Origin of the sequence: Vibrio sp. Makdt (genome assembly GCF_027587015.1) — a bacterium.
Taxonomy (GTDB): domain Bacteria; phylum Pseudomonadota; class Gammaproteobacteria; order Enterobacterales; family Vibrionaceae; genus Vibrio; species Vibrio chagasii_B.
On sequence record NZ_JAPPTH010000014.1, the window covers coordinates 62797 to 89086 of the forward strand.

General features: G+C 46.5%; 22 protein-coding genes. 5 read left to right on the forward strand and 17 right to left on the reverse strand.

The window, feature by feature from the left end:
* Positions 1 to 16: 16 nt before the first annotated feature.
* On the reverse strand, positions 17 to 1729 hold the full coding sequence (locus tag OH460_RS17315; protein WP_269998981.1) for a class I SAM-dependent methyltransferase: 1713 nt from the start codon (positions 1727 to 1729) through the stop codon (positions 17 to 19).
* Between the two features lie 269 nt (positions 1730 to 1998).
* Between OH460_RS17315 and OH460_RS17320 the strand changes: the two genes are divergently transcribed.
* From OH460_RS17320 to OH460_RS17335, 4 genes are all read left to right on the forward strand, one after another.
* Positions 1999 to 2943: a hypothetical protein gene (locus OH460_RS17320; RefSeq protein ID WP_269998982.1), complete on the forward strand. Its 945-nt coding sequence runs from the start codon at positions 1999 to 2001 to the stop codon at positions 2941 to 2943.
* 191 nt (positions 2944 to 3134) lie between these two features.
* Positions 3135 to 3902, forward strand: coding sequence for a 1-acylglycerol-3-phosphate O-acyltransferase (locus OH460_RS17325; protein WP_061033276.1), 768 nt, complete (start codon positions 3135 to 3137; stop codon positions 3900 to 3902).
* A gap of 142 nt (positions 3903 to 4044) precedes the next feature.
* Positions 4045 to 5385 carry an MBL fold metallo-hydrolase gene (locus tag OH460_RS17330; protein ID WP_269998983.1) on the forward strand — a complete coding sequence of 447 codons (1341 nt, stop codon included), beginning with the start codon at positions 4045 to 4047 and terminating at the stop codon, positions 5383 to 5385.
* A 455-nt stretch (positions 5386 to 5840) separates the two neighbouring features.
* Positions 5841 to 7388: an alanine/glycine:cation symporter family protein gene (locus tag OH460_RS17335; RefSeq protein ID WP_008223346.1), complete on the forward strand. Its 1548-nt coding sequence runs from the start codon at positions 5841 to 5843 to the stop codon at positions 7386 to 7388.
* 118 nt (positions 7389 to 7506) lie between these two features.
* Here the strand turns inward: OH460_RS17335 and OH460_RS17340 are convergent, their stop codons facing one another.
* From OH460_RS17340 to guaB, 5 genes are all read right to left on the reverse strand, one after another.
* Complete coding sequence (locus tag OH460_RS17340; RefSeq protein WP_004737553.1) at positions 7507 to 8100, reverse strand: acetate uptake transporter; 594 nt, start codon at positions 8098 to 8100, stop codon at positions 7507 to 7509.
* 730 nt (positions 8101 to 8830) lie between these two features.
* Positions 8831 to 10381 carry a Na+/H+ antiporter NhaC family protein gene (locus tag OH460_RS17345; RefSeq protein WP_269998984.1) on the reverse strand — a complete coding sequence of 517 codons (1551 nt, stop codon included), beginning with the start codon at positions 10379 to 10381 and terminating at the stop codon, positions 8831 to 8833.
* A 222-nt stretch (positions 10382 to 10603) separates the two neighbouring features.
* A complete protein-coding gene (locus tag OH460_RS17350; protein ID WP_269998985.1) occupies positions 10604 to 12316 on the reverse strand; it encodes a chitinase in 1713 nt (570 codons plus the stop codon).
* Positions 12317 to 12641: 325 nt separating this feature from the next.
* The gene (gene guaA, locus OH460_RS17355; RefSeq protein ID WP_269998986.1) at positions 12642 to 14195 is read right to left on the reverse strand and encodes a glutamine-hydrolyzing GMP synthase; all 1554 of its coding nucleotides are present in this window, start codon (positions 14193 to 14195) and stop codon (positions 12642 to 12644) included.
* A 202-nt stretch (positions 14196 to 14397) separates the two neighbouring features.
* The gene (guaB, locus tag OH460_RS17360) at positions 14398 to 15861 is read right to left on the reverse strand and encodes an IMP dehydrogenase (protein ID WP_061033280.1); all 1464 of its coding nucleotides are present in this window, start codon (positions 15859 to 15861) and stop codon (positions 14398 to 14400) included.
* A gap of 242 nt (positions 15862 to 16103) precedes the next feature.
* Between guaB and xseA the strand changes: the two genes are divergently transcribed.
* Positions 16104 to 17444, forward strand: a complete 1341-nt coding sequence (xseA, locus tag OH460_RS17365) for an exodeoxyribonuclease VII large subunit (RefSeq protein ID WP_105059091.1) — start codon at positions 16104 to 16106, stop codon at positions 17442 to 17444.
* A gap of 102 nt (positions 17445 to 17546) precedes the next feature.
* On the opposite strand, the gene ureG is transcribed toward xseA, so the two are convergent.
* The 11 genes from ureG to urtC form a co-directional block, all read right to left on the reverse strand.
* A complete protein-coding gene (ureG, locus tag OH460_RS17370) occupies positions 17547 to 18185 on the reverse strand; it encodes an urease accessory protein UreG (RefSeq protein ID WP_008222792.1) in 639 nt (212 codons plus the stop codon).
* 38 nt (positions 18186 to 18223) lie between these two features.
* On the reverse strand, positions 18224 to 18904 hold the full coding sequence (locus tag OH460_RS17375; RefSeq protein ID WP_269998987.1) for an urease accessory protein UreF: 681 nt from the start codon (positions 18902 to 18904) through the stop codon (positions 18224 to 18226).
* Positions 18905 to 18925: 21 nt separating this feature from the next.
* Positions 18926 to 19510 carry a HupE/UreJ family protein gene (locus OH460_RS17380; protein ID WP_269998988.1) on the reverse strand — a complete coding sequence of 195 codons (585 nt, stop codon included), beginning with the start codon at positions 19508 to 19510 and terminating at the stop codon, positions 18926 to 18928.
* A gap of 66 nt (positions 19511 to 19576) precedes the next feature.
* Complete coding sequence (gene ureE, locus OH460_RS17385) at positions 19577 to 20029, reverse strand: urease accessory protein UreE (RefSeq protein ID WP_061033284.1); 453 nt, start codon at positions 20027 to 20029, stop codon at positions 19577 to 19579.
* A 77-nt stretch (positions 20030 to 20106) separates the two neighbouring features.
* Positions 20107 to 21810: an urease subunit alpha gene (ureC, locus tag OH460_RS17390; protein WP_269998989.1), complete on the reverse strand. Its 1704-nt coding sequence runs from the start codon at positions 21808 to 21810 to the stop codon at positions 20107 to 20109.
* A gap of 40 nt (positions 21811 to 21850) precedes the next feature.
* Positions 21851 to 22186: an urease subunit beta gene (locus tag OH460_RS17395; RefSeq protein WP_116870064.1), complete on the reverse strand. Its 336-nt coding sequence runs from the start codon at positions 22184 to 22186 to the stop codon at positions 21851 to 21853.
* A gap of 11 nt (positions 22187 to 22197) precedes the next feature.
* A complete protein-coding gene (gene ureA / locus OH460_RS17400) occupies positions 22198 to 22500 on the reverse strand; it encodes an urease subunit gamma (protein ID WP_004735119.1) in 303 nt (100 codons plus the stop codon).
* 133 nt (positions 22501 to 22633) lie between these two features.
* On the reverse strand, positions 22634 to 23581 hold the full coding sequence (locus OH460_RS17405) for an urease accessory protein UreD (RefSeq protein ID WP_269998990.1): 948 nt from the start codon (positions 23579 to 23581) through the stop codon (positions 22634 to 22636).
* Complete coding sequence (gene urtE / locus OH460_RS17410; RefSeq protein WP_008222775.1) at positions 23578 to 24273, reverse strand: urea ABC transporter ATP-binding subunit UrtE; 696 nt, start codon at positions 24271 to 24273, stop codon at positions 23578 to 23580. Before urtE ends, OH460_RS17405 begins: the two co-directional genes overlap by 4 nt.
* Position 24274: 1 nt before the next feature.
* Complete coding sequence (gene urtD, locus OH460_RS17415) at positions 24275 to 25117, reverse strand: urea ABC transporter ATP-binding protein UrtD (RefSeq protein ID WP_105059085.1); 843 nt, start codon at positions 25115 to 25117, stop codon at positions 24275 to 24277.
* On the reverse strand, positions 25114 to 26286 hold the full coding sequence (gene urtC, locus OH460_RS17420) for an urea ABC transporter permease subunit UrtC (protein ID WP_269998991.1): 1173 nt from the start codon (positions 26284 to 26286) through the stop codon (positions 25114 to 25116). The genes urtD and urtC overlap by 4 nt, the downstream gene beginning before the upstream one ends.
* Positions 26287 to 26290: the final 4 nt, after the last annotated feature.

Below are 26290 nucleotides of genomic sequence, written 5' to 3' on the forward strand. Positions count from 1 at the left end.
CGGGTAAACGTGGCGCTCAATGCCACTCGTTGATTAGCAGTCGACTTTTCACACCACGTACCTGCAGACCCATTGCGTCAAACACCTCTTCAAAGTCTCGACATTGTGGTGGAATATTAGGTAAAGAAAGGGCCGCTTCAGAAAAGAATTGCTGTTCAAAATGAGCCGAATCACTCCACGCCAATTGCCACCATTCGAGAATACGAGGTTTAGACGCGCGAAGTTTTTCAGCGGTAGGCACTTTGTCACTTTTGCTTAAGTTCTCTTTGCTTGTGGTTGGAAAGAGGTTCCACTTATCATTATTCGGCCAGTAAGCAAAAGGCAAACAGTGATCAACGTGATACTCATTTTTTAACGATTTCCCACTCCAAACACTGACAATGTCTGCATGTTCGGCTCTAAGTTGCTCAACTCTTTTGCGTACGTCACGAGTATCGTGGTTTCGGTCAATCCAGACTAAGCAGTCATGATAGGTCTGTAGTGAAATGTTGCGCTGTCGATTTAACTCAAAACGCTGCATCTCAATCACCCATTGATTCACGACTAACGGCTCAATCCAAGAGTGGTAGATTCTGAAACATTCCCACAAGCTTTCATCCAGAGTGAAATAACCAAAGCTTGCTAAGAACTCACTGTCGATAACTAGTGATTCTCGACTCTTTCGTCGCTGTTGAGGTGGAAGTATCTCAAACAACTTATTCTCTTTGGAGCCTTGATAAATAAAGGTCACTGGGCCCGATTTAATGGTGCTGATCGTCTGTGAAAATAGCTTTTGTAGAGCCTTGGCTTCCTCACCTAAAAACATGGCACCAATAGCTAAATCATCAGCACTGAGGTGCTTGAGTTTGTTCCAGCCATCGTCTTTTACAAATCCTAGGCCTTTACTCGTGTTGCTATTTTGCTGAATCCCAACGCCTTTTATATCGATATCAATCAGACGCTTAAATTGCCTAACCCAATACAAAGCAACCAAACCCGCTGGTAGAGATATTTTGCCATCGGTTCGATCAATCACAGCACCTGAATGGGCATCTGCGATTCGCAGCAAGGTTCTTAACAGAGCCAATTTGTATGTGGCCGACTTATTGTCATTCACAATAATGTGGCGCACCTTGTTTAAATCACCCGAGCCGTCATCTGGCAAGGTCATCACTACGGTTTGCCACCAAACCTCACTGCGCTTCAAGGTGTCTTGGCTATCATCGACATGACGTACCAACAAAGCACTGTTCTTCGATAAACGCTCAAGCTCTTCAACCGAGACTTCATAGCCCTCTCGGTCGTCATAAAACTCTCCGTGACGTAGCGTAATCACCAATTTGCCATTTGGAGCGAGTAAGTTAGATAACTTTCTGAATGCTCGCTCTCGATATGACGGTGCAAGGTGCATCCACACAGCACTTACTAGTACCAGGTCAAAACGCATTCCAAGGTTTTCAGTTCGACTCAAGGATGGGAGTGAATCATCCAACCATGTAACATCTGGCCCAGTATATTCTGAGCCCTGCTCACGTAATGACGCACTGGGTTCTATAGCGATGACTTCCGCACCAGCCTTTTGCATCCATAACGCATCACGGCCACATCCCGCCCCTACATCTAGCACCTTATCGCCCTCTAAAGGCCAATAAGCTTGCCAGCTTTTATGAACAGCTTCGAAAGCAACAGAATGGTACTGCTGGCAAAGTAGGTGAGCATTTTTATCGTAAAAAGGAATCGATGAAGACATATGCGCTATTGGAGTAAGGAGTCTAGCTCCATAGTAATAGTGACCTAACAAGATTACTAGCGGCACATATCGGTTCAGCCACTCCCATCAACATTGACCATTAGTCGCTGTTTTATATAAACATATCTTCACCAACCCATTCAGATAACAAGCGCCTAAAATCAAACTCGGTGGAAAAGTGAAACAAACCAGGTGCAAGGCGACAACCGAACAGAGATAATTGTTTTACCGTAATGCTCCCAACCTCAACACTCAGCGATAGACGTTCAATGACTCAATACTCCTACATAGACATCCCATTCAACCTGCGCCACACCTGTTGGTTTTGTGGTGAGCCTTCTAATCACACGGTTGAGTTTCCTAAAACCGCTTCGCTTTTTGCCAAGGTTGGTCATGCGCCGATAGCGCTGCCAGCGTGTAAAGAGTGCTCGAGTGTCAAATATGCGAAAGACCTGACTTCGATTTGGGCGGTGCGCGACCAGATAAAACATGCGCTCATTGATAAGTATGCCAAACACTTAGGTATTGGTGAGAACTGGACAGAGCAAGAGCTGATAGACAGTGAGTTTACGGGCTCAACACTTGGCGGCTTTGGGCGCAGCGCTTGGAAGATGTATCAAATAGCCAAGCAACGAGTCGATTATCAAGGTTGGCCTTTGTCGCTTGATAACATCGCCATTGAGGCCTACGACGAAACCAGTGGCTTTGAGTTTGAAGGCACTCGTTATGCTTCAATCCACTCTTGTATCGATTATTTCACCAAGGCTGCAGGGGTAGACAAAGAACTGCTGTCTGAGCTGGTCAATATTGTTTCATCAGAAAGATTTAGCTACGCACTGAGAATTGCAAAGCTGAACAAGAATGTCTCGAATACCAAGCGCTTAGCGATCATCGATGAGGTGCTGCTGCAAGAGTCTGAACAGCAAGAGATTCTGCTAGAACAGGCTAATGCGATGTTTAACCCCAATATTGAAGAAGTGTCGGTTGCAGGCTCAACGGCTCCGGTGTTTGCGATTCAATGGGCACTGGCGAACAACGTGGAAGATTTAGCTCAGTTGTGCGCGCTTGAAGATGATTATTTTGACTATTTCGAACACCTTGGCGGCCCTGCGGCTTTCATGTCTTATAACGGCCTTCAGCTCTATTTCGAAGCTCGCCAAAATCCTGAATGGGTAGAGCAATCAGACCCAAATAAGCAATATTGGCCCTCATAACCCTGTACTGGTGAACACGTGTAAGCTCGGTAAGCCTGTCTGTGAGTGATTGTTAGTCATTGTTTTATATACAGATCTAAAAATAGGCCTCACACACAGTTAATTGTTGCATTTCGGTTAAATAGAGTGAAAACTTCAATTATCTAAAACTATTTAATCACTGCATCCTTGTAGTGAGTAAGGAGTCAATTGTGCTTGCTGTTCTTCGTATTATCTTGGCTACGGTGTTTATTATTTTCACCACGTTATTTGCTTTTGTTTACTGCTTGTTTAGCCCCAAGAACCCTAAGCATGTGTACTTTTTTTGTCGTTGGTTCAACCAATTACAGAAGATCCTTGGTGTAAAACTGGTGCAGCGTGGCCTAGAGAATGCACCCACACCAGAAAAGAGCGTGTATATCTCTAACCACCAAAGTGTGTTGGATTTTGTCACCGATCCAGGAATGCTAAGGCCGCGTACCGTTTCTTTAGGAAAGCGTGATTTATTGATAGTGCCTTTCTTTGGTCTACTGTATTGGATCACGGGGAACATTCTGATCAACCGTGAAGACAAGTCGAAAGCGCGCGATACCATCAAACAAGTGGCAGAAGCAATTCATCAGCGAGACCTTTCTGTGTGGGTTTACCCTGAGGGGACACGTAGTAAAGGCCGCGGGCTATTGCCTTTCAAAACAGGCGCTTTCCGAATGGCGATTGAGGCAGGTGTGCCTATCACCCCGATGTGCACGAGCACCACTCACAATAAAATCGACTTTAACCGACTAAACAACGGCATTGTGATTACCGAGATGCTTGAACCTATTGATGTATCTGGATACAAACTGAGTGACGCAAGAGAACTGGCGAACCACTGCCATGCGTTAATGGCTGAGAAGATTGCTGAGCTTGATGCTGAAGTCGCTAGATTGGAATCACAACAAAACCCTGGGCTTGATTCCGACCGTTCTTCTACGAGCTAACTCGCAGCGAAAACATTGAGTTATCGCTCAATTACCGAAAAAGAGACCTTACGATCGCAACTCTCATTGTTCTTGTTTTACTTGCCGACGGTTATCCGCAAAATAAAACGCGGGAAACGGCATAGAGCAATGGGAGTAAACGATGGAAGTGATTCACCATGGCGGTAAACATACGGTCACAGGATCTTGTCACGAGTTAAGAGATTCCGGCCAAGCCGTGCTTATCGATTGTGGCTTGTTTCAAGGTAGAGACAGTCGCCCTCTTGATATCGATTTCGAAACATCCCACCTCAATGCCCTACTGTTAACTCATACTCACATTGACCATATCGGGCGACTGCCTTGGTTGCTCGCCACTGGGTTCAACCAACCGATTTATTGCACTCAAGCCACCGCTGAACTTGCCCCTTTAATGATTGAAGATGGCTTAAAGCTGCAAGGGCTAAGCCATAAACAAGCAAAACTAATACTGAAAAAGCTCCACTCATTGATTGTTCCCAAGCCTTATGGAGAGTGGTTTCCTATCGCTGCCAAACAGCAAACAAACGGAAAGGATCATAGTAGGCCAAATACTCTGTATGCTCGTTTTCAACCTGCTGGGCATATCTTGGGTTCTGCCTATATCGAGATAAAGTTACCTAATCAACAAGTGGTAGTATTTTCCGGAGACTTAGGGCCAAGCAACACACCTTTACTGCCCGACCCTACGCCTCCTCAGCAGGCCGACTACCTGTTTATCGAATCAACCTATGGCACTAGCACACACGATGATATTGCGACACGAGCCGAACGCCTTAAAGCCATCATTGATCGTTCGCTACTGGATGGTGGTGTCATCTTGATCCCGGCATTCAGTATTGGTCGTACACAAGAACTCCTGTTTGATATTGAGCAACTGATCTTTGAGCATCAACTCAGTGCGGACATTCCTATCATTCTTGATTCACCGATGGCTCTGAAAGTCACCCGTTCTTACCGACGCTTTAAAGAACTCTGGGGCCAAGAGGCAAAACAACGACTTGAACTACAACGTCACCCACTGGCATTTGAGCAGTGCATTACTGTCGATGGGCATAGAATGCATAAGAAAATCGTCAATAGACTGCGTTCAACTGGTGAGCCTGCGATTGTGGTCGCGGCTTCCGGTATGTGTCAGGGAGGCAGAATCATGAACTACTTATCCGCCTTACTGCCAGATAAACGAACCGATGTGATTCTAGCGGGCTACCAAGCGCACGGCACGCTAGGGAGGGAGCTTCAACAAGGTGAAATGCAAGTATCGATCGACGACAAGCAAGTGGAGGTGAATGCTCAAATTCATGGCATGTCTGGCTACTCTGCTCACGCCGACCAAGAAGATCTCAAGCGCTTTATTGCTGGCATTCCTGTGGCCCCCAAAGAAGTACATTTGATTCATGGCGAACCAGATACCCAGTCTGAATTCACTCAAAAGTTGATAAAACAGGGATTCAATGTTGTTTAAAACAGGCTTTTAACTGGGCACGGCTGCGGATATAGCGTGCCCTCTTGCCATCCCTTCCTTCAAAAGAACACCTCCCCTTAAAGCTGTCAGTGCTCTAAATAGAGGTGATATATTCTAACTTATCGGTAACATTCCGCCGGTTATAGCCGTTACTGCCAATCGGCTAAAAGAGCAGTTTTCGCTCTCACCCCATTCTCAATCCTTCAAGCAACTCACACTTTTGTATTAATCACTATTTATGCACTTTGCAAAACCCAACCAGAGCAACTAGTTGCATTTAATTTTAAATAGAACAATTATCGAAATAGCACTAAGCGTTAACAATTCGCTCCCACAACATGCTTTATGTCACAGTAATCCGAATGCGCAGTTAAATAATTTAACACTCAGGTTACAAGTGAAGTATTGTGTTGTTCGAAAAACAATCACAAGTAAAAATAACAGGGAAAATACTCATGCAGTCATTCGTTGATTTTTTGAATGGAATAATCTGGAGTCCAGTACTTATCTATCTATGTTTAGGTGCTGGTTTGTTCTACTCGGTCATGACTCGATTTGTACAAATCCGTCACTTCTTTGAAATGTGGCGTTTGTTACTATCTGGTAAAAGTTCGAATAAAGGTATCTCATCTTTCCAAGCTCTTGCTGTTTCGCTATCTGGCCGTGTAGGTACAGGTAACATTGCAGGTGTTGCTGCTGCTATCGGTTTCGGTGGCCCTGGTGCAGTATTCTGGATGTGGGTTGTTGCCTTCTTTGGTGCAGCGACTGCGTTTGCAGAATCTACGCTAGCGCAAATCTACAAAGAAGAAGACGAAGGCCAGTTCCGTGGTGGTCCGGCTTACTACATCGAAAAAGCGATGGGTCAGAAGTGGTACGCATGGATCTTTGCAATCGCGACGATTTTTGCTTGTGGTATTTTACTTCCAGGTGTTCAATCAAACAGCATCGGTAACGCTGTAGAAGCTGCATTTGGTTCAGGTGCAATGATCGAAACAGCTGTCGGTACATTCAGTTTCGCTAAAATTTTCACTGGTACTGTTGTCGCTATCATCCTTGGTTTCATCATCTTCGGTGGTGTTAAACGTATTGCTAACTTCACGCAAATCGTTGTTCCATTCATGGCATTGGCTTACATCATCATCGCGTTCGTTATCATCCTACTAAACATCAGCCAAGTTCCTGTTGTGTTCTCTATGATTGTTGGTGATGCATTCACGCCTATGGCTGGCTTCGGTGCTGCGATTGGTTGGGGTGTTAAACGTGGTGTTTACTCAAACGAAGCGGGTCAAGGTACTGGTCCTCACGCAGCTGCGGCAGCAAGTGTTGATCACCCAGCTCAGCAAGGTTTGGTTCAATCATTCTCTATCTACATCGATACACTGCTAGTTTGTTCTGCTACGGCGTTCATGATCATCATCACTGGTGCTTACAACGTACACGGTGGCGCAGAAGGCGTATTCCTTGTACAAAACCTAGCAGCAAACGTTGGTGCAAACGGCCCTGTATTTACACAGCTAGCGATTGAAAGCGCACTACCAGGTGTTGGTAAGCCATTCATCGCATTTGCTCTGTTCTTCTTCGCATTTACAACGATTCTTGCTTACTACTACATTGCAGAAACGAACATTGCTTACCTACGTCGTACCATCAAGATCCCTGGCATGATGTTCGTACTTAAGCTTGTCCTTATCACTGCGGTTTTCTATGGCACAGTTAAAACAGCGAACCTTGCATGGGCAATGGGTGACGTTGGTGTTGGCTTGATGGCATGGTTAAACATCGTTGGTATTCTGATCATTTTCTTCATGTCTAAGCCTGCGCTAAAAGCTTTGGCTGACTACGAAGAACAGCAGAGTAAAGGCGTAACCGAGTACACATTCAACCCTGTAAAACTAGGCATCAAAGGTGCTACTTACTGGGAAGAGAAGTACAAGCGTAAGACGGGTAAGTCGCCAGAAGCTGAAGTGGCAGACAGCAAGCCAGTAGAACAGCCTTCAGCGTAAGACCTTCAATTACAGCTTTTAAACGATAAGTTGCTCTAGATTCTGTTTTTCTTTAGAGCAAATGCAAAAAAGGGTTAGCCATGGCTAACCCTTTTTTATATTTCTAAGAAACGCGAGATTATGCAGCGATTTCTTGTGTTGCCATTTGAGGTGCTTTCTTCTCACCGATTGGCAGCACTGTGCGGCCGTATTCGTTGTTGATTACTTGTGCCATTGCGAAGTAGATAGCAGAAGCACCACAGAAGATACCTTCGAAACCAGCGATAGTGCCGATCAGTTGGCTACCTGTGAAATCACGAGCTGCAAGTAGGAAGAACAAGATAGTTAGTGAACCGAATACTACTTGCTTCGCTACTGGGTAGCATAGAGAACCGATGAACATGAAGCCTGTGAAGATGCCCCATAGAAGTAGGTACCAGCCCATGAATGCTGCTGGGCTTGCTGGTAGGCCCATGTAAGGCATTACGATTAGACCAACTAGAGACAACCAGAATAGGCCGTAAGAGGTAAATGCAGTTGTACCGAACGTGTCACCACGCTTGAAACACATTGTGCCAACGATAACTTGGCTTAAACCACCGTAAAAAATACCCATCGCAAGGATCATTGAATCTAGTGGAAAGAAACCTGCGTTGTGGATATTAAGAAGAATAGTGGTCATACCGAAACCCATTAAGCCTAACGGCGCTGGGTTAGCTAGTTTGGTCGACATTGCGAATTTACCTTTATCAAATAGGGGTTAAAAAAAACCAATAAAAATTGTAAGAAAATTTTAATTGATAAATCTATTTTGGGATAATCCAGTTATCGAAAACTAAGGTTGTTGAAATGATCTTATTGGGATTTTAATTTGGTTTCTGCAATTTACATTCACGGAAGTTATGCGTTGGAGATTCCCTACCACGCGATAGAAAAGATGCGAGTAACGGGATACAGGATGCGAAGAGCTGGTCTCTCATTCGTCATTCCAGAATCGAGGGACGAGATGTCTGGAATCTCCTTTAGATATCCACACCAACGATAAACGAAAGAGATTCCCTACTACGCTCGTGCCTCGCTATAGGGAATGACGGATGAAGTGTATGTTGAGATGGTTAGGAAGAAACGAGTGTAACTTAGATGCGGGTAACGAGATGCAGGATGAGAAAAGAGTTTTTAGATACGAGTAAACTCCCCCTTAATAGCAAACGTAGGCAACAGAAGGCGAGCTCTTCGTTGCTCGATTACTCGCATCCGTATCTACCCATCCCATCGTCATTCCAGAATCGAGGGACGAGATATACATATGAAAAAGATACGAGTAACGAGATGCGGGATGAGAAAAGAGTCTCCAGATTTGAATAAGCGAGAATCCTTAGCATCAAACTTAGACAATAGAGGGCAAGCTCTTCGATACTCGTTTACTCGCGTCCCGTATCTAGTCTCTCATTCGTAATCTTAAATTACGCTTGCTGTGGTTTAGATTCAGACACTTGAGCTTGAACTTCTGAAGAAGCGTTTTTACTCGCGTCGCGCTTGGCTAGCAGTGTCACCACAACCAATTGAGCGACAAGCGCACCTAACACAACCAACGAGCTACCAGTGAAGCCTGCGACAACAAAACTCACTAAAGCAATACAACCGTTCATTAATGCGTAAGGTAACTGCGTCTTAAAGTGTTCAAACTGGTCACATCCGGCACCTGTTGAAGAGAGGATGGTGGTTTCAGATATTGGTGAGCAGTGATCACCAAACAAACCACCAGAAAGTACCGCACCAATCGCAACCAACAGTGGTGCATCAATGGCAATCGCGGTTGGGATAACCAAAGGCATCATGATGGCAAAAGTTCCCCATGAAGAGCCCGTAGCGAATGAGATAATAGCCGACAGTAAAAAGGCTACAGCAGGCACTAACCAGTAAGGGAAACCGCTCTGTGCTTGTTCTGCAATATAAGCCGCCGCGCCTAGCTCTTTACCTATCGTGCTTAATGCCCACGCCAATACCAAAATAATCGCAACCGGCATCATGTTACCCATACCTTTGAGGTACACAGAAACGCCATCCGACAGCTTTCTCACTCCGTAATAAGCCATCAGCGAGATCAAGGTAATCGCGGCAAAGAAATAAGCCGAAGATAACGCCGCTCTAAACGATGAGCCCGCGACCTTTTGAAATGGGAAACCTTGTGGAACCAACATGGCACATAATACCACCAGCATCACTAACAATGGTGCCCAAACAAAAGATGCCTTTGCATTTTTATGCGAGAAAGGATTGAGTGACTCGCTGTTCACGCCAGAGTTGATTCCGGCTTGGCAATCACGTTCCGCTTTTGCCATTGGTCCGAAGTCTAAACCTTTAACTGAAACCAAAGGAACAATGAAAATCGCTAAGAATGCGTAGAACTGAAAAGGAATCGCACCGATAAAAGCATCCCAATCAGACATGTTGACATTCAAAGCCATAAACTCTTTTTGAATCAGACTCATGATGTAAATGCCCCACCCGATAAAAGGGATAAGGATCGCGACAGGTGATGATGTTGAGTCAATGATGAATGCCAGTTTCTGTCTAGAAAGTTTCAGTTTATCGAAAAGGGGACGAAAGACAGGACCAACAATTAACGGAGTACCTAAGTCAGAGAAAAATATCACGATTCCTCCAAACCATGCAGACAATTGAGCTTGGCACTTGTTACTTACCCACTCTGTCACACGCTTAGCAAACGCAACACCACCACCCGACTTTTCCATCAAAGCGACAAAGCCCCCGATGAATACCAACAGCATAATGACGCCAGCATTGTAGCTATCAGTAAGCTGTGGCACTAGGTAGCCTTTGACCATGGTTCCAAAGGTATCAAGAGGGTTTAGTTCACTAAACATTCCGGTAAGCATAGCAACGCCACTGAGTACGCCAGCAAAAAGGCCAATCACTACATTCCTTGTCGCCAACGACAACACCAAAGTAATCACAATGGGGATGAGTGACGTGATATCTGTCTGTTCCATAGGTAAACCTTAAACCTAAAATAAAGAATAAGTATAATTTAAAAGTGAATATAAATTCACAAATAGCATTTGTACAGGACTTTATTCTCTAAATGGAAAATTAGCATTCAGCTAGGGAGTTTTGCGTTAGATGATCGAGGAACGCAGAGCAGAAACGCAAAAGCCGAAAGCAATCACTTTCGGCTTTGATTAATCAGTTAAGGTACTCAATTGGCTGAACGATTAATTACAGCTGATTTCATCCCAGAACCAATTCGATTGAACTGGGCTTTCCCAGACGCCAGGGCCGTTTTTAGCCACGAAGCACTTACCGTTATGCGTCACTTTATCGCCATTACTCACTTGGCTAACACCTGCTTGCCACGTTATAAATTCAGATGGATCGACAACCACTGGTGGCTCTGTCACAGGCGGTTCAACGGGTGTTGGGTCTACTGGTTCTGGATCGACAGGAGCAGGATCAACAGGCGTTGGATCTGTCACAACTGGTGGTGTTGGCTCACCTGCTACTAGTTTCCAAGGGCCACCATTGGCAGGGTCATCCCCTTGTGTCCACCATTTCGCTTCATAAGTTGCGCCATTGTGAGTCACTTGATCACCAGCGTTGTAAACCTTAGTCGCACTCCAGCCGTTGCCACCTGGATCGGTTCCTGGGTCTACCGGATCAAGCTTATCGACCACCTTCACTTCAGGCCAACTTGCATGAGATCCATAGAAGTTAGTCACACACTTCTCGTAATCGCCCGGTACTAATGCAGAGTATGCAGTTTGGAAGCCGACTAACTCACACTCAAATGAGTAACCTTCTGGACGATCTGCGTAGTATTTCCAGTTGCCATCCCAGTTGGTGTACAGCACATCTGTTGCGCCGTTGAGGTTCAAGCTTCCGTATGGCGTTTGCTGCCAACAGGTATTCTTTTCGTCTGCCTCTACAGGAATTTCATAGTGCGCCGCTAGCCCTTCCCAGTAACGAATGCGGTTAACCGGTTGGCCTTTGTCTTTATTCTGTTCACCACACTCAATACCACCGTTGATTACGTTGATGGTGGTACCAAAGCCATAACCAATGCCCGCATCCAGTTCACGTTGAGATGGTGTCCAAGTACGATCGATAACATGCAGCATCGCTGGCTTCGGTGCTTGTGGCGTTAAGAAGAACCAAATAGCCGAAGCCAAGTTCAACCAAGAATCTGCAACTAGGCCCGGATTATTCAGCAGAACCGTTGCATCACCATCGAACATTACTTCAGAGAAAGCGCCGTAGTTAAAGTGGTAAGAAAGCTGTTTTGCACCACGACCGAAATAACCCTGCCCTGCCGCACATGGCCAGCGTGCATTTTGCCAATCATTCTGACCACAGCCTGTGGTGTAACCTTCTTGCCCTTCAGACCAACCCATTTCACGAACATGGACTAACGCTTGCTGCCACTCTTCTAAACCCAACGGGTTATCAGAAGTATTATCTATCGCGATGTGGCCGCCCGTCTCTTGAGAGAAATGAGCAAAGGCTGTGATGATGGATTTCTTACAGATGGCATCAGAGTCGCGGCCATCAGTGTACTCTCCACAGAACGCAGGGAATTTACCAATCGCACGTAGAAAGCGAGTGTAAGTGTATTCAGGGGCTGCCATCTGAGTAAGGAAGTCCCATTCAGATTGAGGGAATACGCGCTCTACTCGCTTTACGTTCTCAGGGTTGGAAGATAAACCGGGTTCAATCGCTTCAACGATGGTGTTCGAACGAGTTTGTAGAGCCTGTGACCAGATCGCATACATAGGGTCCGAGGTTTTTGCTTGTTCAGCAGCTTGTAATGCCGATTTTTCAACAAGGTAACCATTCGGGTTTTGCGGATCAGGTTGAATGTTCAAAGACGCATGACTTTGTGCTGCTAAGGTGCAGCCCAGTACTGTCGCCAAATATTTGATTTTTAACATGATGGATTCTCTTATCTGTCCTTAATAAGTCCATCAAAGAGTATGTGCCACGTGGGAAATAGCCTAGCTGTTGCGGTATGAATTTATAAAAAGTGCGAGTGATAGTTTTATGTATAGTTAAACGTAACAACACGTCTCATACTTTCTTGAGCTGATATCTAGTTTCCAACTGATTCGGTTTCTAGGCATTGTTCATTTGCTTTCTGGGTATTGCTCATCAGCCTTTAATGCAATGAATCAAGATAATGAATCGAAAAGAAAAAAGCCCCGAACTGAGTTCGAGGCTTTTAAGATTTCAATCAACGTAAGCTAAATCTCTAGGAGATTATTCCCACTCGATTGTTGCTGGTGGCTTACCAGAGATGTCGTAAACAACACGTGAAATGCCATCAACTTCGTTGATAATACGGTTAGATACCTTACCTAGGAAGTCGTATGGTAGGTGTGCCCAGTGAGCAGTCATGAAGTCGATCGTTTCTACAGCACGTAGAGAGACAACCCAATCGTACTTACGGCCATCACCCATTACACCAACTGAACGTACTGGTAGGAATACCGTGAATGCTTGAGATACTTTGTGGTATAGGTCAGCAGCGTGAAGCTCTTCAATGAAGATAGCATCAGCACGACGCAGTAGATCACAGTACTCTTTCTTGATTTCGCCAAGAACACGAACACCTAGACCTGGACCCGGGAATGGGTGGCGGTAAAGCATGTTGTATGGAAGACCTAACTCTAGACCGATCTTACGTACTTCATCTTTAAACAGCTCACGTAGAGGCTCAACAAGACCCATTTCCATATCATCAGGAAGACCACCAACGTTGTGGTGAGATTTGATTACGTGTGCTTTACCCGTCTTAGATGCTGCAGACTCGATTACGTCTGGGTAGATAGTACCTTGAGCAAGCCACTTAGCATTTGTCAGTTTCTTAGACTCTTCATCGAAGATATCTACGAATACGTGACCGATGATCTTACGCTTAGCTTCTGGTTCAGCTTCACCTTTAAGCGCTTCTAGGAAACGATCTTCAGCGTCTACTTTGATGATGTTTAGGCCAAACTTGTTACCAAACATCTCCATAACTTGCTCAGCTTCGTTCAGACGAAGTAAGCCGTTATCTACGAATACACACGTTAGTTTGTCACCGATTGCACGGTGAGCAAGCATTGCAACTACTGATGAATCAACACCACCAGAAAGACCAAGGATAACTTCGTCGTCACCTACTTGCTCTTTAATACGTGCAACTGCATCTTCAATGATTGAAGCTGAAGTCCACAGACCTTCACAACCACAAACATTAAGAACGAAGTTCTCAAGCATTTTTAGGCCGTTCTTAGTGTGCGTTACTTCTGGGTGGAATTGAACACCGAAGTATTTCTTCTCTTCGTTTGCCATTGCTGCGTATGGGCAAGTGTCTGTTTCAGCGATCTTTGTGAAATCTGCTGGGATCTCAACCACTTTGTCACCGTGGCTCATCCAAACATCTTGAGTAGACTCAAGGTCAGCGAAAAGTGCTGATTCGCCAGTTACTTGTACCGCTGCGTAGCCGAACTCGCGCTCAGTAGACGTTGCTACTTTACCGCCAAGTTGCTCAGCCATAGTTTGCATGCCGTAGCAGATACCAAATACAGGAACACCTGAATCAAACACGTACTGAGGTGCACGTGGAGAGTTCTCTTCCGTTACACTTTCAGGGCCACCAGATAGGATGATACCGTCTGGATTGAATTCACGAATATCCGCTTCGTCTACGTCCCAGCTCCAAAGTTCACAGTAAACACCGATCTCACGAATACGACGAGCAACTAGCTGTGTGTATTGAGAACCGAAGTCTAGAATTAGAATACGTTGGTCATGAATATTTTTAGTCATTTTAAGCAGTCTTATTGGCTATGTGATCAAACGGAGGCGAGTTTACTCACCTCTGATTAACTCTTCAAGAAATAAAGCAAACGTTTTCGTTGGATATCTGTAAGCCGATGTTTTGTGAGAATCACTCTCTAAACAAAACAGGCTTTAGATAAAATAATGTGCCGACATAATCAGCACATTATTCAAACGTTTGGACGTATTATTAACCTAAACGGTAGTTAGGTGCTTCTTTAGTGATTTGAACATCGTGTACGTGAGATTCTTTCATGCCCGCACCAGAGATACGAACAAATTCAGCTTTAGTACGCATGTCTTCAATCGTCGCAGAACCTGTTAGGCCCATGCTTGAGCGTAGACCACCCATTTGTTGGTGAACGATCTCTTTTAGACGACCTTTGTATGCGATACGACCTTCAATACCTTCTGGAACAAGCTTGTCTGCAGCGTTGTCAGATTGGAAATAACGGTCAGAAGAACCTTGAGACATAGCGCCAAGAGAACCCATACCACGGTAAGACTTGTAAGAACGACCGTTGTAAAGGATAACCTCACCTGGTGCTTCTTCAGTACCCGCGAACATTGAACCAACCATCACACAAGATGCCCCAGCAACGATAGCTTTACAGATATCACCAGAGAAACGGATACCGCCATCTGCGATTACTGGAATACCGTATTCGTTTGCAACTTCCGCTGCGTCTGCGATTGCTGTTACTTGAGGAACACCAACACCAGTAACGATACGAGTTGTACAGATAGAACCAGGGCCGATACCAACTTTAACTGCACTTACACCCGCTTCGATTAGAGCACGAGCGCCAGCGCCAGTTGCTACGTTACCACCAATGATTTGTAGATCTGGGTATGCAGCGCGAGTTTCACGGATACGGTTAAGTACGCCTTCAGAGTGACCGTGTGAAGAGTCGATAAGTAGAACGTCTACGCCAGCTTCAACAAGAGCAGCAACACGCTCTTCGTTACCAGCACCAGCACCAACAGCTGCACCTACACGTAGGCTGCCGCGCTCATCTTTACAAGCGTTTGGTTTACGTTCTGCTTTGTGGAAATCTTTTGCAGTGATCATTCCTGTTAGTTGGAAGTCATCATTTACAACAAGTACTTTTTCAACACGTGCTTCGTGCATTTTCTCTTGAACTTCTTCGCGAGTTGCACCTTCTTTAACAGAAGCTAGACGCGACTTAGGCGTCATTACTACGTCAACTTTCTTAGAAAGGTCTGTTACAAAGCGAACGTCACGGCCAGTAATGATACCAACCAGTTCGTTTGTTTCAGTCACTACAGGGAAGCCAGCAAAACCGTGCTTCTCAGTCAGGGCAACAACGTCAGCAATCGTTGCGTCAGGGCTTACAGTTACAGGATGAGAAACCACACCTGCTTCGTAAATTTTAACCTGGCGAACCATTTCAGCTTGTTGCTCGATAGACATGTTCTTGTGGATAAAGCCAATGCCACCTTCTTGCGCGAGTGCGATAGCCAGACGAGCTTCCGTCACGGTATCCATCGACGCAGAAATCATAGGGATGTTCAGTGAAATGTTTTTAGTCAACTGAGTGCGAAGATCAGCTGTGTTTGGGAGAACAGTGGAGTGAGCTGGCACGAGTAGTACGTCATCGAATGTCAGCGCTTCTTTGGCAATTCTTAGCATTTGCAATATCTCACAATTGAGGAGTAGAAAGAAAAATCCGACTTCATCGTTTCGCATAATGAAGTGCTTTGGATTAGATATTGCGGAGGGATTATACGCACGGGGAAATCGCTTGGCTACACATTTTTGTATTTTTAATTTGCATTTACCCCCTTGATATGTATTATATTGCCGCTATCTTCCATACTCACGCCCTGTGAGATTACAAGAAAGACCTTCCTGCAAGGAAAGATAGTGCTTCTATGACTAATCCAAACATCTTTACTGTTTCTCGCCTCAACTCAGAGGTTCGTCTCCTATTAGAAAACGAAATGGGAATAGTGTGGCTCGTTGGTGAAATCTCAAACTTCTCTGCACCTGTCTCTGGTCACTGGTACCTCACCCTTAAAGATTCTCGCGCTCAAGTTAAGTGCGCCATGTTTCGTGGCAATAACCGCCGAGTCACCTTTAAGCCTCAGAACGGCAATCAAGTATTAGTCAAAGCTCGCCTGTCTCTCTATGAGCCACGCGGTGACTATCAACTTATCATCGAAAGTATGCAGCCAGAAGGTGACGGTAAACTTCAGCAAGAATTTGAAAAGCTGAAGATGAACCTTGCCGCTGAAGGGCTGTTCGCTCAATCGAGTAAGCAAGCTCTTCCTGAGCATCCAAAGCGCGTTGGTGTTGTCACCTCTAAAACCGGTGCAGCTCTCTACGATATCTTGGACGTACTTAAGCGCCGTGATCCTTCGTTACCTGTGGTGGTGTACCCAACCATGGTTCAAGGCGAAGAGGCGGCGATTCAGATTGCTCAGGCGATTGGACGTGCCAATGAGCGTAATGAGTGTGATGTGTTAATCGTCGGCCGTGGTGGCGGCTCACTGGAAGACCTATGGTGCTTCAACAACGAGATCGTTGCTCGCACTATTGCCGCAAGCCAAATCCCGATCATCAGCGCCGTTGGTCACGAAGTGGATGTTACTATCGCTGATTTCGTTGCCGATATGCGCGCCCCTACTCCATCAGCTGCGGCTGAATTGGTTAGCCGTGACAACAGTCATAAAGAGCAAGCTTTTGCCTCTAAACGAGCTCGCTTAGTCAGTGCGATTCGCCATGTGTTAATCAAGCAAGCGCAATCGACTCAAGCATTGAAACACCGCTTAGAAAGACAACATCCAAGCTACCAACTGCAAAAGCAAAGCCAGCAACTTGATGATCTAGATATGCGTCTGCGTCGCGGTATGGCTCAATACCTAAAACAGCATGCACAGCGTGTCGAACGTAAGCAGCATCAGCTTCAGTTGAACTCGCCTGTTAAGCGCTTGGGTGAACAAAAACTGCATCTGCAACGTTCAGAGCAAAAGCTATTAGATGCGATGGATAAGACACTGCTCACCACTCGCCACCAGCTAGCGATGGCTGCCGAGAAGTTAGAGACCGTTAGTCCACTGGCAACCCTAAAGCGTGGTTACAGCATTACTCATTCAGCTTCGAGCAAGACTGTGTCATCGATTAACGATGTCGAAGTCGGTGAAGTGATCACCACTCAGGTGGAAGATGGCGTGATTGAATCGCAAGTGACCCAGAAAACAGCAAAAGCGTAAGCCGCAAAACCGCAAAACCGCAAAACCGCACTATATTAGAAAGCCCTATCAGATTTGATAGGGCTTTTACTTATGGGGGAAATAATCAGGAGCTGCGAATGACTAGCTTGTCTTCTCTGGCTCTTTAAGAGTGAGCATACCTTCGGTCACGATAAAATCGATGATGGTGTCTAGCCCTTTGCTCTCTTTGAGGTTGGTAAACACAAACGGCTTGGTTGGACGCATACGTTGCGTGTCTTGCTCCATCACTTCTAGCGACGCGCCAACATAAGGTGCCAAATCAATCTTGTTAATCACCAACAGATCCGAACGTGTAATACCTGGGCCGCCTTTACGTGGGATCTTCTCCCCTTCCGCCACATCGATAACATAGATAGTCAGGTCGGCAAGCTCTGGGCTGAACGTCGCACTCAGGTTATCGCCGCCACTCTCAACAAACACCACATCAAGATTTTTGTGCAACTTAGCCAGTTCCTCAACGGCTGCAAGGTTCATCGACGCATCTTCACGAATCGCGGTGTGTGGGCAACCGCCCGTTTCAACACCGATAATACGATCAGGTTCTAAAGCTTCAGCACGGGTGAGGATCTTTGCATCTTCTTGGGTGTAGATGTCATTGGTCACGACCGCAATATTGAGCTTGTCGCGAATTGCTTTACACAGCACCTCAAGCAGTGCGGTTTTGCCTGAGCCTACCGGGCCACCGATACCAATTCGAAGCGGTTGCTTATAACTTTCCATAGTCTTGTTCCTTATATTCTTTTTACTATCTCGTTGCGTTATGAACGAAATAGTCGTGTGTATTGTGTTTCATGCAGCGAGCTCGCTAGTGCCATTGATGGCGAGAAGCTGCCCACCATCCAGTCTTCCATCGCGCGTGCTTTTTCAATCACGTCAGGAAAGGTATTGGTGATATTAATCAGTGCTAACTGCCCATCGGTCTGCCCTAAAGGCACCAACTTGACGCCTGCAGTAACGATATTTTCAAGCCAGCTCCATAGATAGCCCTGCTTGAGGCTTTCCAAATCAATGTTCCAGTGTTGAGCTGCGATACACATTCCTAATAGCTGGTTTGGGTGGCTATCAATCGACTCCACTTCCGAAATATCGATATCTAATCGCTTTAGCAAGGTGTTTAGCGCCAGCCCACGCTGCTTTTCTTCTGCTCGTAATTCACTGGTTTCACGACTTGAGTACAAGTAATTACACCAATGCTCAATCTCATCGAGTTCACCTTTTTCTAGAGCATGATAAAGGCGCTCTAAGATCGGCAGTTCCAAAGTCGCAACACTGGAGCTGACGATGGTATTTAGCCACTGCTCCATGCTGCTACGGTCGGTCACCCACCCAGCTTCGATCGCTAGTTCTAAACCTTGAGAGTAGGTGAAACCACCGATCGGCAGCGACGGACTGATCAATTGAAATAGGCGATAGCTCGCGACATTCGCTGTTGCTTGCATGCTTATCTCCTTTTGAGCAATTTAAGCCGCCATCAAAAACAGCGCGCTCAATGAAGCAACACCCACTGAAGCCCATTTTGAATACAATGCTTTACCCGCGAAGTAGCCAGCAACAATCAGACTAAATGCCGTGATACCCATACCCGCAGTAAACTGTGCGAGGCCAGATGCTGCTTCAACGCCGTGTGCATAACCGTGGAAGAATAGGAAGCCGATTGAAACCGCCAGTACGCTGTTAACCTTGGTTGTTGACGGAGAGAATACATGCCACAAGCACAGGCTTACCGCGAACAAAGAAGCGATGATTGCTGGCTCGACAACCACAGAGAAGCCCAACGCTTTACCGACTAATAAACCCACCATAAGAGAGACAAGACCACCACCGACTAAAGCGGATTTAACCTTATTTGAATAAGAGAGCGCGCCAATCAACATACCAAATGCCACCAGCATAATAAGATGGTCAACGCCAGTTACTGGGTGTGTTAAGCCAGATAAAAATGAGTGAGAACCGTGATCATGCCCTGGGTGAGCGAAAGCCAATGTTGGTGTTGTTAGCGAAGCGATTGTGAATGTTGTTAAGCCTGCTGCTGTTTTAAAGTTCATCGCGTAATCCTTGCGTTATTCTTATCGTTGTTGTGTTTATAAATTAATGTGTCTCAAATGACTCGATTAGTGATGGTGGTGATGACCGCCAGAGCGACCACCATAAGCGCCACCTTCAGGTTCAAAGGGTTGCTTTTCAGTAGTCACTGTTGCACCCAAACCTTCAACCATTTCGTCCAAAACATGGTCGTGTTGATAACGCACCCAGCCCGCTTCCACTTGCAGTGGCACATGTCGGTTACCAAGGTGGTAAGCAACACGAGTTAACAGATGCGAGTCTTCACAGTAAACAGTCGACACGGTTTCCGGCGCCGCTTTCACTTCAACCGTTAAACCACACTCACTAGTTAATTGTTCCCCGCCACGCAAAATATGACCGCGTGGTAGAAACAACCCTGCATCACGGCCATCATCCAATGTCACCTTAAGACGGCTTTTGATGCGGCTATCGATCGGTAGGCTTAGAAAGCCATCTGGAGCCGTGTTCAACTCGGCTTGAATTTGAGTAAGTTCAATCATGCTATTACCTCAATCTCCTTGTGAGATTTATAACGTTCAAAATAGGGTCACTAAAATAAGATTCTTTAGTCAAAGGCTTAGAATAGAAAATACCGCTGTGCCATTGGCAGTTCTTCAGCCGGCTCACACGTCAGCAGTTCACCATCAGCGCGTACTTGATACGTCTGAGAATCAACCTCAATCTTCGGCATCCAGTCGTTCAGCTTCATGTCAGCCTTGCTGATGTTTCGGCAGTTGCTCACAACACCAATCAGGCTCTTTAGTCCCAACTGCTTATCGATGTTCTGTGCCTTGGCTTCTTTGGAAACAAATAGCATCGATGTGTTCTGACACGCCTTGCCATAGCTACCAAACATAGAACGGTAGTGAACGGGCTGAGGTGTTGGAATAGAGGCATTAGGGTCGCCCATCGGTGCCATCGCGATCATGCCGCCTTTCAGAATCACACTTGGTTTCACCCCAAAAAAAGCTGGTTTCCAAAGCACTAAATCTGCCAGTTTTCCTTCTTCAATCGAACCGATTTCATGCGCCATACCGTGCGTAATCGCTGGGTTGATGGTGTACTTAGCGACATAACGTCTTAGGCGGAAGTTATCGCTGTAGTCGGAATCTTCTTTTAGGCTGCCACGCTGCACTTTCATCTTGTGTGCGGTTTGCCAAGTTCGAGTCACCACCTCGCCTACGCGCCCCATTGCTTGCGAGTCAGAGGCGATCATCGAAAACGCGCCAAGATCATGAAGAATGTCTTCGGCAGCAATGGTTTCACGGCGGATACGCGATTCAGCAAACGCGACATCTTCAGCAATCGATGGAGAAAGGTGGTGACACACCATCAACATATCCAAGTGCTCATCAACTGTATTGACCGTGTAAGGTCGTGTCGGGTTGGTAGAAGAAGGCAGAACGTTCGGCTCACCTGCAGCGCGGATAATATCGGGAGCATGACCACCACCCGCCCCTTCGGTGTGATAGGTATGAATTACGCGATCACCGATGGCACCAAGGGTCGATTCAACAAAGCCAGACTCGTTCAAGGTGTCTGTGTGAATCGCCACTTGTACGTCCATCTCATCGGCAACACTTAAGCAAGTATCGATTGATGCGGGTGTTGTTCCCCAGTCTTCGTGCAACTTCAAACCCACAGCACCTGCTGCGACTTGTTCACGCAATGCTTCAGGTTGGCTCGCATTGCCCTTGCCGAGTAAACCAAAGTTCATGGGGAATTGGTCGAGTGACTCCAACATACGGTGCATGTTCCACGGACCCGGTGTACAGGTCGTCGCATTGGTGCCTGTGTTTGGCCCAGTACCACCACCTATCATGGTAGTCACACCCGACGCCAGCGCCTCTTCAATCTGTTGTGGGCAGATAAAGTGAATGTGTGAATCGATACCGCCAGCCGTCAGGATCGAACCTTCACCTGCCAAAATTTCCGTGCCCGGACCAATGACTATATCGACGCCCGGCTGAACATCTGGGTTGCCTGCTTTGCCTAATGCTTGAACTCGGCCATCTTTGATGGCGACATCGGCTTTTACAATGCCCCAGTAGTCCAATACAATCGCGTTGGTGATCACCAAGTCTGGCGTTTCGGCACTTGGACGCTGGCTTTGCCCTTGCCCATCGCGAATCACTTTACCGCCGCCAAACTTCACTTCATCACCGTATACGGTGTAATCCTTTTCAACTTCTAGCCATAAATCGGTATCTGCAAGACGCACTCGGTCACCAACTGTAGGCCCAAACATTTCGGCATAAGCCTGTTTGGATATCGTCGCCATGATCAATCCTTTGTTGTTTTAATTCTTTCTATAAGAGCGCTTAGAGCTTGCCCATCACCTTTCCTTGGAAGCCATAAATCTCTAACTTACCTGCGTAACGCACTAACTCGACGCTACGTGACTGACCCGGTTCAAAACGGGTGGCAGTACCTGCCGGGATATTGAGTCGAAACCCTTTAGTGGCTTCTCGGTCAAATATCAAAGAAGGGTTTGCTTCATAGAAATGGTAATGAGAGCCAATTTGCACAGGACGGTCGCCAATGTTTTGCACCTTAACCGACGTCGTGTCTCGACCTTCATTTAAAGTAATGTTGCCCGGAGCGGTTTCGACTTGCCCGGGAACTAAGCCTGAATATTGTTTGGTTGAACCAGCCATACTACTTCTCCCTAAACGATAGGTTCATGAACGGTCACCAATTTGGTGCCATCGGGGAAAGTCGCTTCGACTTGTACATCTGGGATCATGGAAGGGATCCCCTCCATAACGTCATCGACGGTAAGCAGTGTGCGTCCAAAATCCATCAGTTCCGAAACGGTTTTTCCCTCACGGGCACCTTCTAGAATGGCACTGCTGATCAGTGCAATAGATTCGGGGTAGTTGAGTTTTAAGCCTTTTTGTTTGCGCTGCTGTGCCAGCATTCCTGCGCAGAAGATAAGTAGCTTATCTTTTTCTCTTGGTGTTAATTCCATTTAGCCGCCCGCTGTTAGTGTTGTTTTCTTATTGCTCAGAAACGCATGAGCAGTAAGTGGGATTCAGTCACAGCAAGCTTGAAAAAATGTACCGAGGGCCGGAAGTCACCCTCGGTACAAATAGGGCTAATCGCTAAGTCGCCCAAATCCTTGGTAAATCAGGAGTCGTACCATACAAATGAGAGCGAGTTGCTTGCCATATCTGACCAAAGGCCTGGAGAATATCTTCACTCCAATTACCCAAGGCTCGCACCACAATCAATCCTTCTATTTGTGTCGCGCCCAATATTAATGTGGGGTCACTCGACATTTTCGATGAGTCTGATTGCTGTGAAGCTTGCTGTGTAATAGATAAGAGCAAGCTCTGTACCAACTCTAAATCTTGCTTCTCATTTGAGGTGAGATAAAAGGTTCCCATCATAGAATAGTCAAGTAACCCCATATTTATCATCAACTTATCACCACCGTGAAAATTAAATCCTTCCGTAAGAAGCCGTTGATTATCAAGATAGATTTCCGTTTTCCCGACAAGGTGACCATGCTCGAATCCCTCATTCTGTGCAGGCCGTCCAAAACAGTGCATCTCCCAACCCCAAAACTGTGCACCCTTTTCTAGGCGTATTTCAGTATCGAGTCGAACATGTGCATTCGGAAAAAAAATGTTCTCTTGCGGCATCCACTCCAAGCGAGCCCCTTTCTCCACACGTAAGGTTTGCTTCTGCTTGGCGTACTTGTTGTTGGAACGATAGAACTTGGTCGCACCAGGTGTAGTAATCAACGCGTGAGCACCGTGCTCAAGATTCACGTTAATATTGAGAGTGTCACCACCTACCACTCCGCCGGGGGGATGGAGTAAGTAGGTGTGACACGTTTCCCCATCAGGATACAGGGGGCGTTGCACCGCAAGCGGACCAGACTGCTGACGATTCTTTAATACGGTTTTATCACCGCGATCGACAAAAGTGAGGTTTAAACTCGCTTGCCAACCATCACGAATATCTTGTTCGATGGTCTCATTCAGAGACAGTGCTTCTACTAAAGAAGCCTTGCTTACTTCATTCGGAGAAAAGACAGAATTCATACGGTTAGGTACTCCTTTATCAAGGACTCATCGAGCCCTGTCATTTCACCTTCTGCCACTTGGCGTCCACGGTCGAGAATACAAAAACGGTCACCGACCTTTCTTGCAAACGGCAGCTTCTGTTCAACCAACAGAACCGTGAGCCCCATTTTCTCGTTAAGCATGCGAATGATGTCGCCAATCTCTTGCACAATATTGGGTTGAATACCCTCCGTCGGCTCATCCAAGATCAATAGCTTTGGATTAACCACCAGCGCACGCCCAATCGCTAGCTGTTGTTGCTGGCCACCCGATAAATCACCACCGCGACGATGCAGCATCTCTTTTAACACTGGGAAAATATCGAAGATGAATTCAGGGATCTTGCGGTCACCCTTTTTACGAATCGGTAAACCGACCTCTAGATTTTCTTGAACAGTGAGCATTGGGAAGATCTGGCGACCTTGTGGTACATAGCCGATCCCTTGGCGTGGGCGGTCCTCGGCATCGGTTTTCAAAAGTGACTCACCCGATAAAGAAATGTCACCGCTTTCAACCTTCACCAACCCCATAATGCATTGCAGCAAGGTGGTTTTACCGACACCGTTGCGCCCCATTAACACCGTGCATTTTCCTTCTGGGATCTGCATATCCAAATCCCATAACGTGTGGCTCTCACCGTAATATTGATTAACTGATTTAACCTCTAACATCCTATTCTCCGAGATAAACTTGTTTAACTTCAGGGTGAGCCTGCACTTGATCCATTGTGCCTTCTGCCAACACGTGACCTTGATGAAGCACGGTGACGTGACTAGCAATCGAACGAACGAAATCCATATCGTGTTCAACTACAACCACCGAGTGCTTACCTGCCAGCGAGTTAAGAAGTTCAGAGGTGCGGTCCATCTCTTGGTGAGTCATACCTGCAACGGGTTCATCCACCAGCAACAGCTTAGGGTTTTGCATCAGCAACATACCGATCTCTAACCACTGCTTTTGTCCGTGAGACAGATTGCCCGCTAAGTTTGCCGCTTCGTCTTTGAGGTGAATAAGCTCTAGTACCGAGGTGAGTTTGTCTTTCTGCTCACCAGACATCACGGCGGTGAAAGTTGCCCACACAGAGCGATCGCCCGCCATCGCCAACTCAAGGTTCTGCCACACGGTTAAACATTCAATCACGGTCGGCTTTTGGAACTTACGCCCAACACCTGCATTAGCAATTTCAGCTTCGTTCATCTTGAGTAGATTGATGTTCGAACCTAACCACACCTCTCCGGTATCTGGCTTAGTTTTCCCGGTGATGATGTCCATCATGGTGGTTTTACCTGCGCCATTAGGGCCGATGATGCAGCGCAGTTCGCCCTCTTTGATGTAGAGATTGAGGTCGTTAATCGCTTGGAAGCCATCGAAGTTCTTATTCACCCCTTCTACATACAGCAGCACGTTATGACGGGTATCGATCGCGGGATGAATATCGGGCTTGAGGTAATCGAAGACTTCATCTCGACGAGTGAACGCCTGAACCGATTCCTTCACGCTGTTGAATTTAGTCATGCGATCACCTCCTTAGATTCATGCTGATCATCCTGCTCTTGTCCTGCGTCTTGTGAATTCGATGCTTTGCGTAGCTGTTGCCACTTTTCACTGACAAAACCAATCACACCCTGTGGGAAGTACATGGTCGAGAGAACGAATAGACCACCGAGAGCGAAAAGCCACACCTCAGGGAACTCGACCGTAAACCAGCTCTTGGCGTAGTTGATGATCAGCGCACCAACGATGGCACCAAACAGAGTGGCGCGACCGCCCAAGGCAACCCAAACCACAATCTCAATCGAGTTAAGCGGTGCAAACTCTCCAGGGTTGATGATGCCGACTTGAGGAACGTATAAAGCACCCGCAATACCTGCGATAACCGCAGACAGTACAAATACCCATAGCTTGATGCCATCGACGTCGTAACCCATAAAGCGAGTGCGAGACTCGGTATCACGAATCGCCAGTGCCACACGCCCCAATCGACTGGTCACTACCATGCGACAGACGATGTAACTGAGAATGAGCGAGATACCCGTCGCGACAAACAGACCAATCTTGACCGCATCACTCTGTAAACTCAGGCCGATGATGTCTTTAAAGTCCGTAAGCCCGTTATTGCCACCAAAGCCCATCTCGTTGCGGAAGAACGCCAACATCAAGGCGTAAGTTAATGCTTGAGTCATGATCGAAAGATAAACACCAGACACGCGAGAGCGGAAAGCCAAATAACCGAACAAATAAGCCAATGCGCCCGGCACCAACACCACCATAAGACAAGCGAACCAGAACTGATCAAAGCCCTGCCAAAACCACGGCAACGCAGACCAATCAAGGAACACCATGAAATCAGGCAGGATAGGATCACCATAAACCCCACGGTCACCAATCTGACGCATCAGGTACATGCCCATCGCATAACCACCAAGTGCAAAGAAAGCGCCATGGCCTAGGCTCAGTATTCCGAGATAGCCCCATACAAGATCGAGTGCCAACGCCAACATTGCGTAGCTCAGGTATTTGCCCATCAGTGAGATAGTAAAAGTCTCAACATGAAGTGGATGCCCACTTGGCAACATGGTGTTAGCCAGTGGGATAAGAATCACGGCTGCAAGAATGGCAAGGATGGTCAGTTGCCCACCTTTGTCACCACGCATCGCCGAAAGTACAAATGATTTAGACTGCATGATG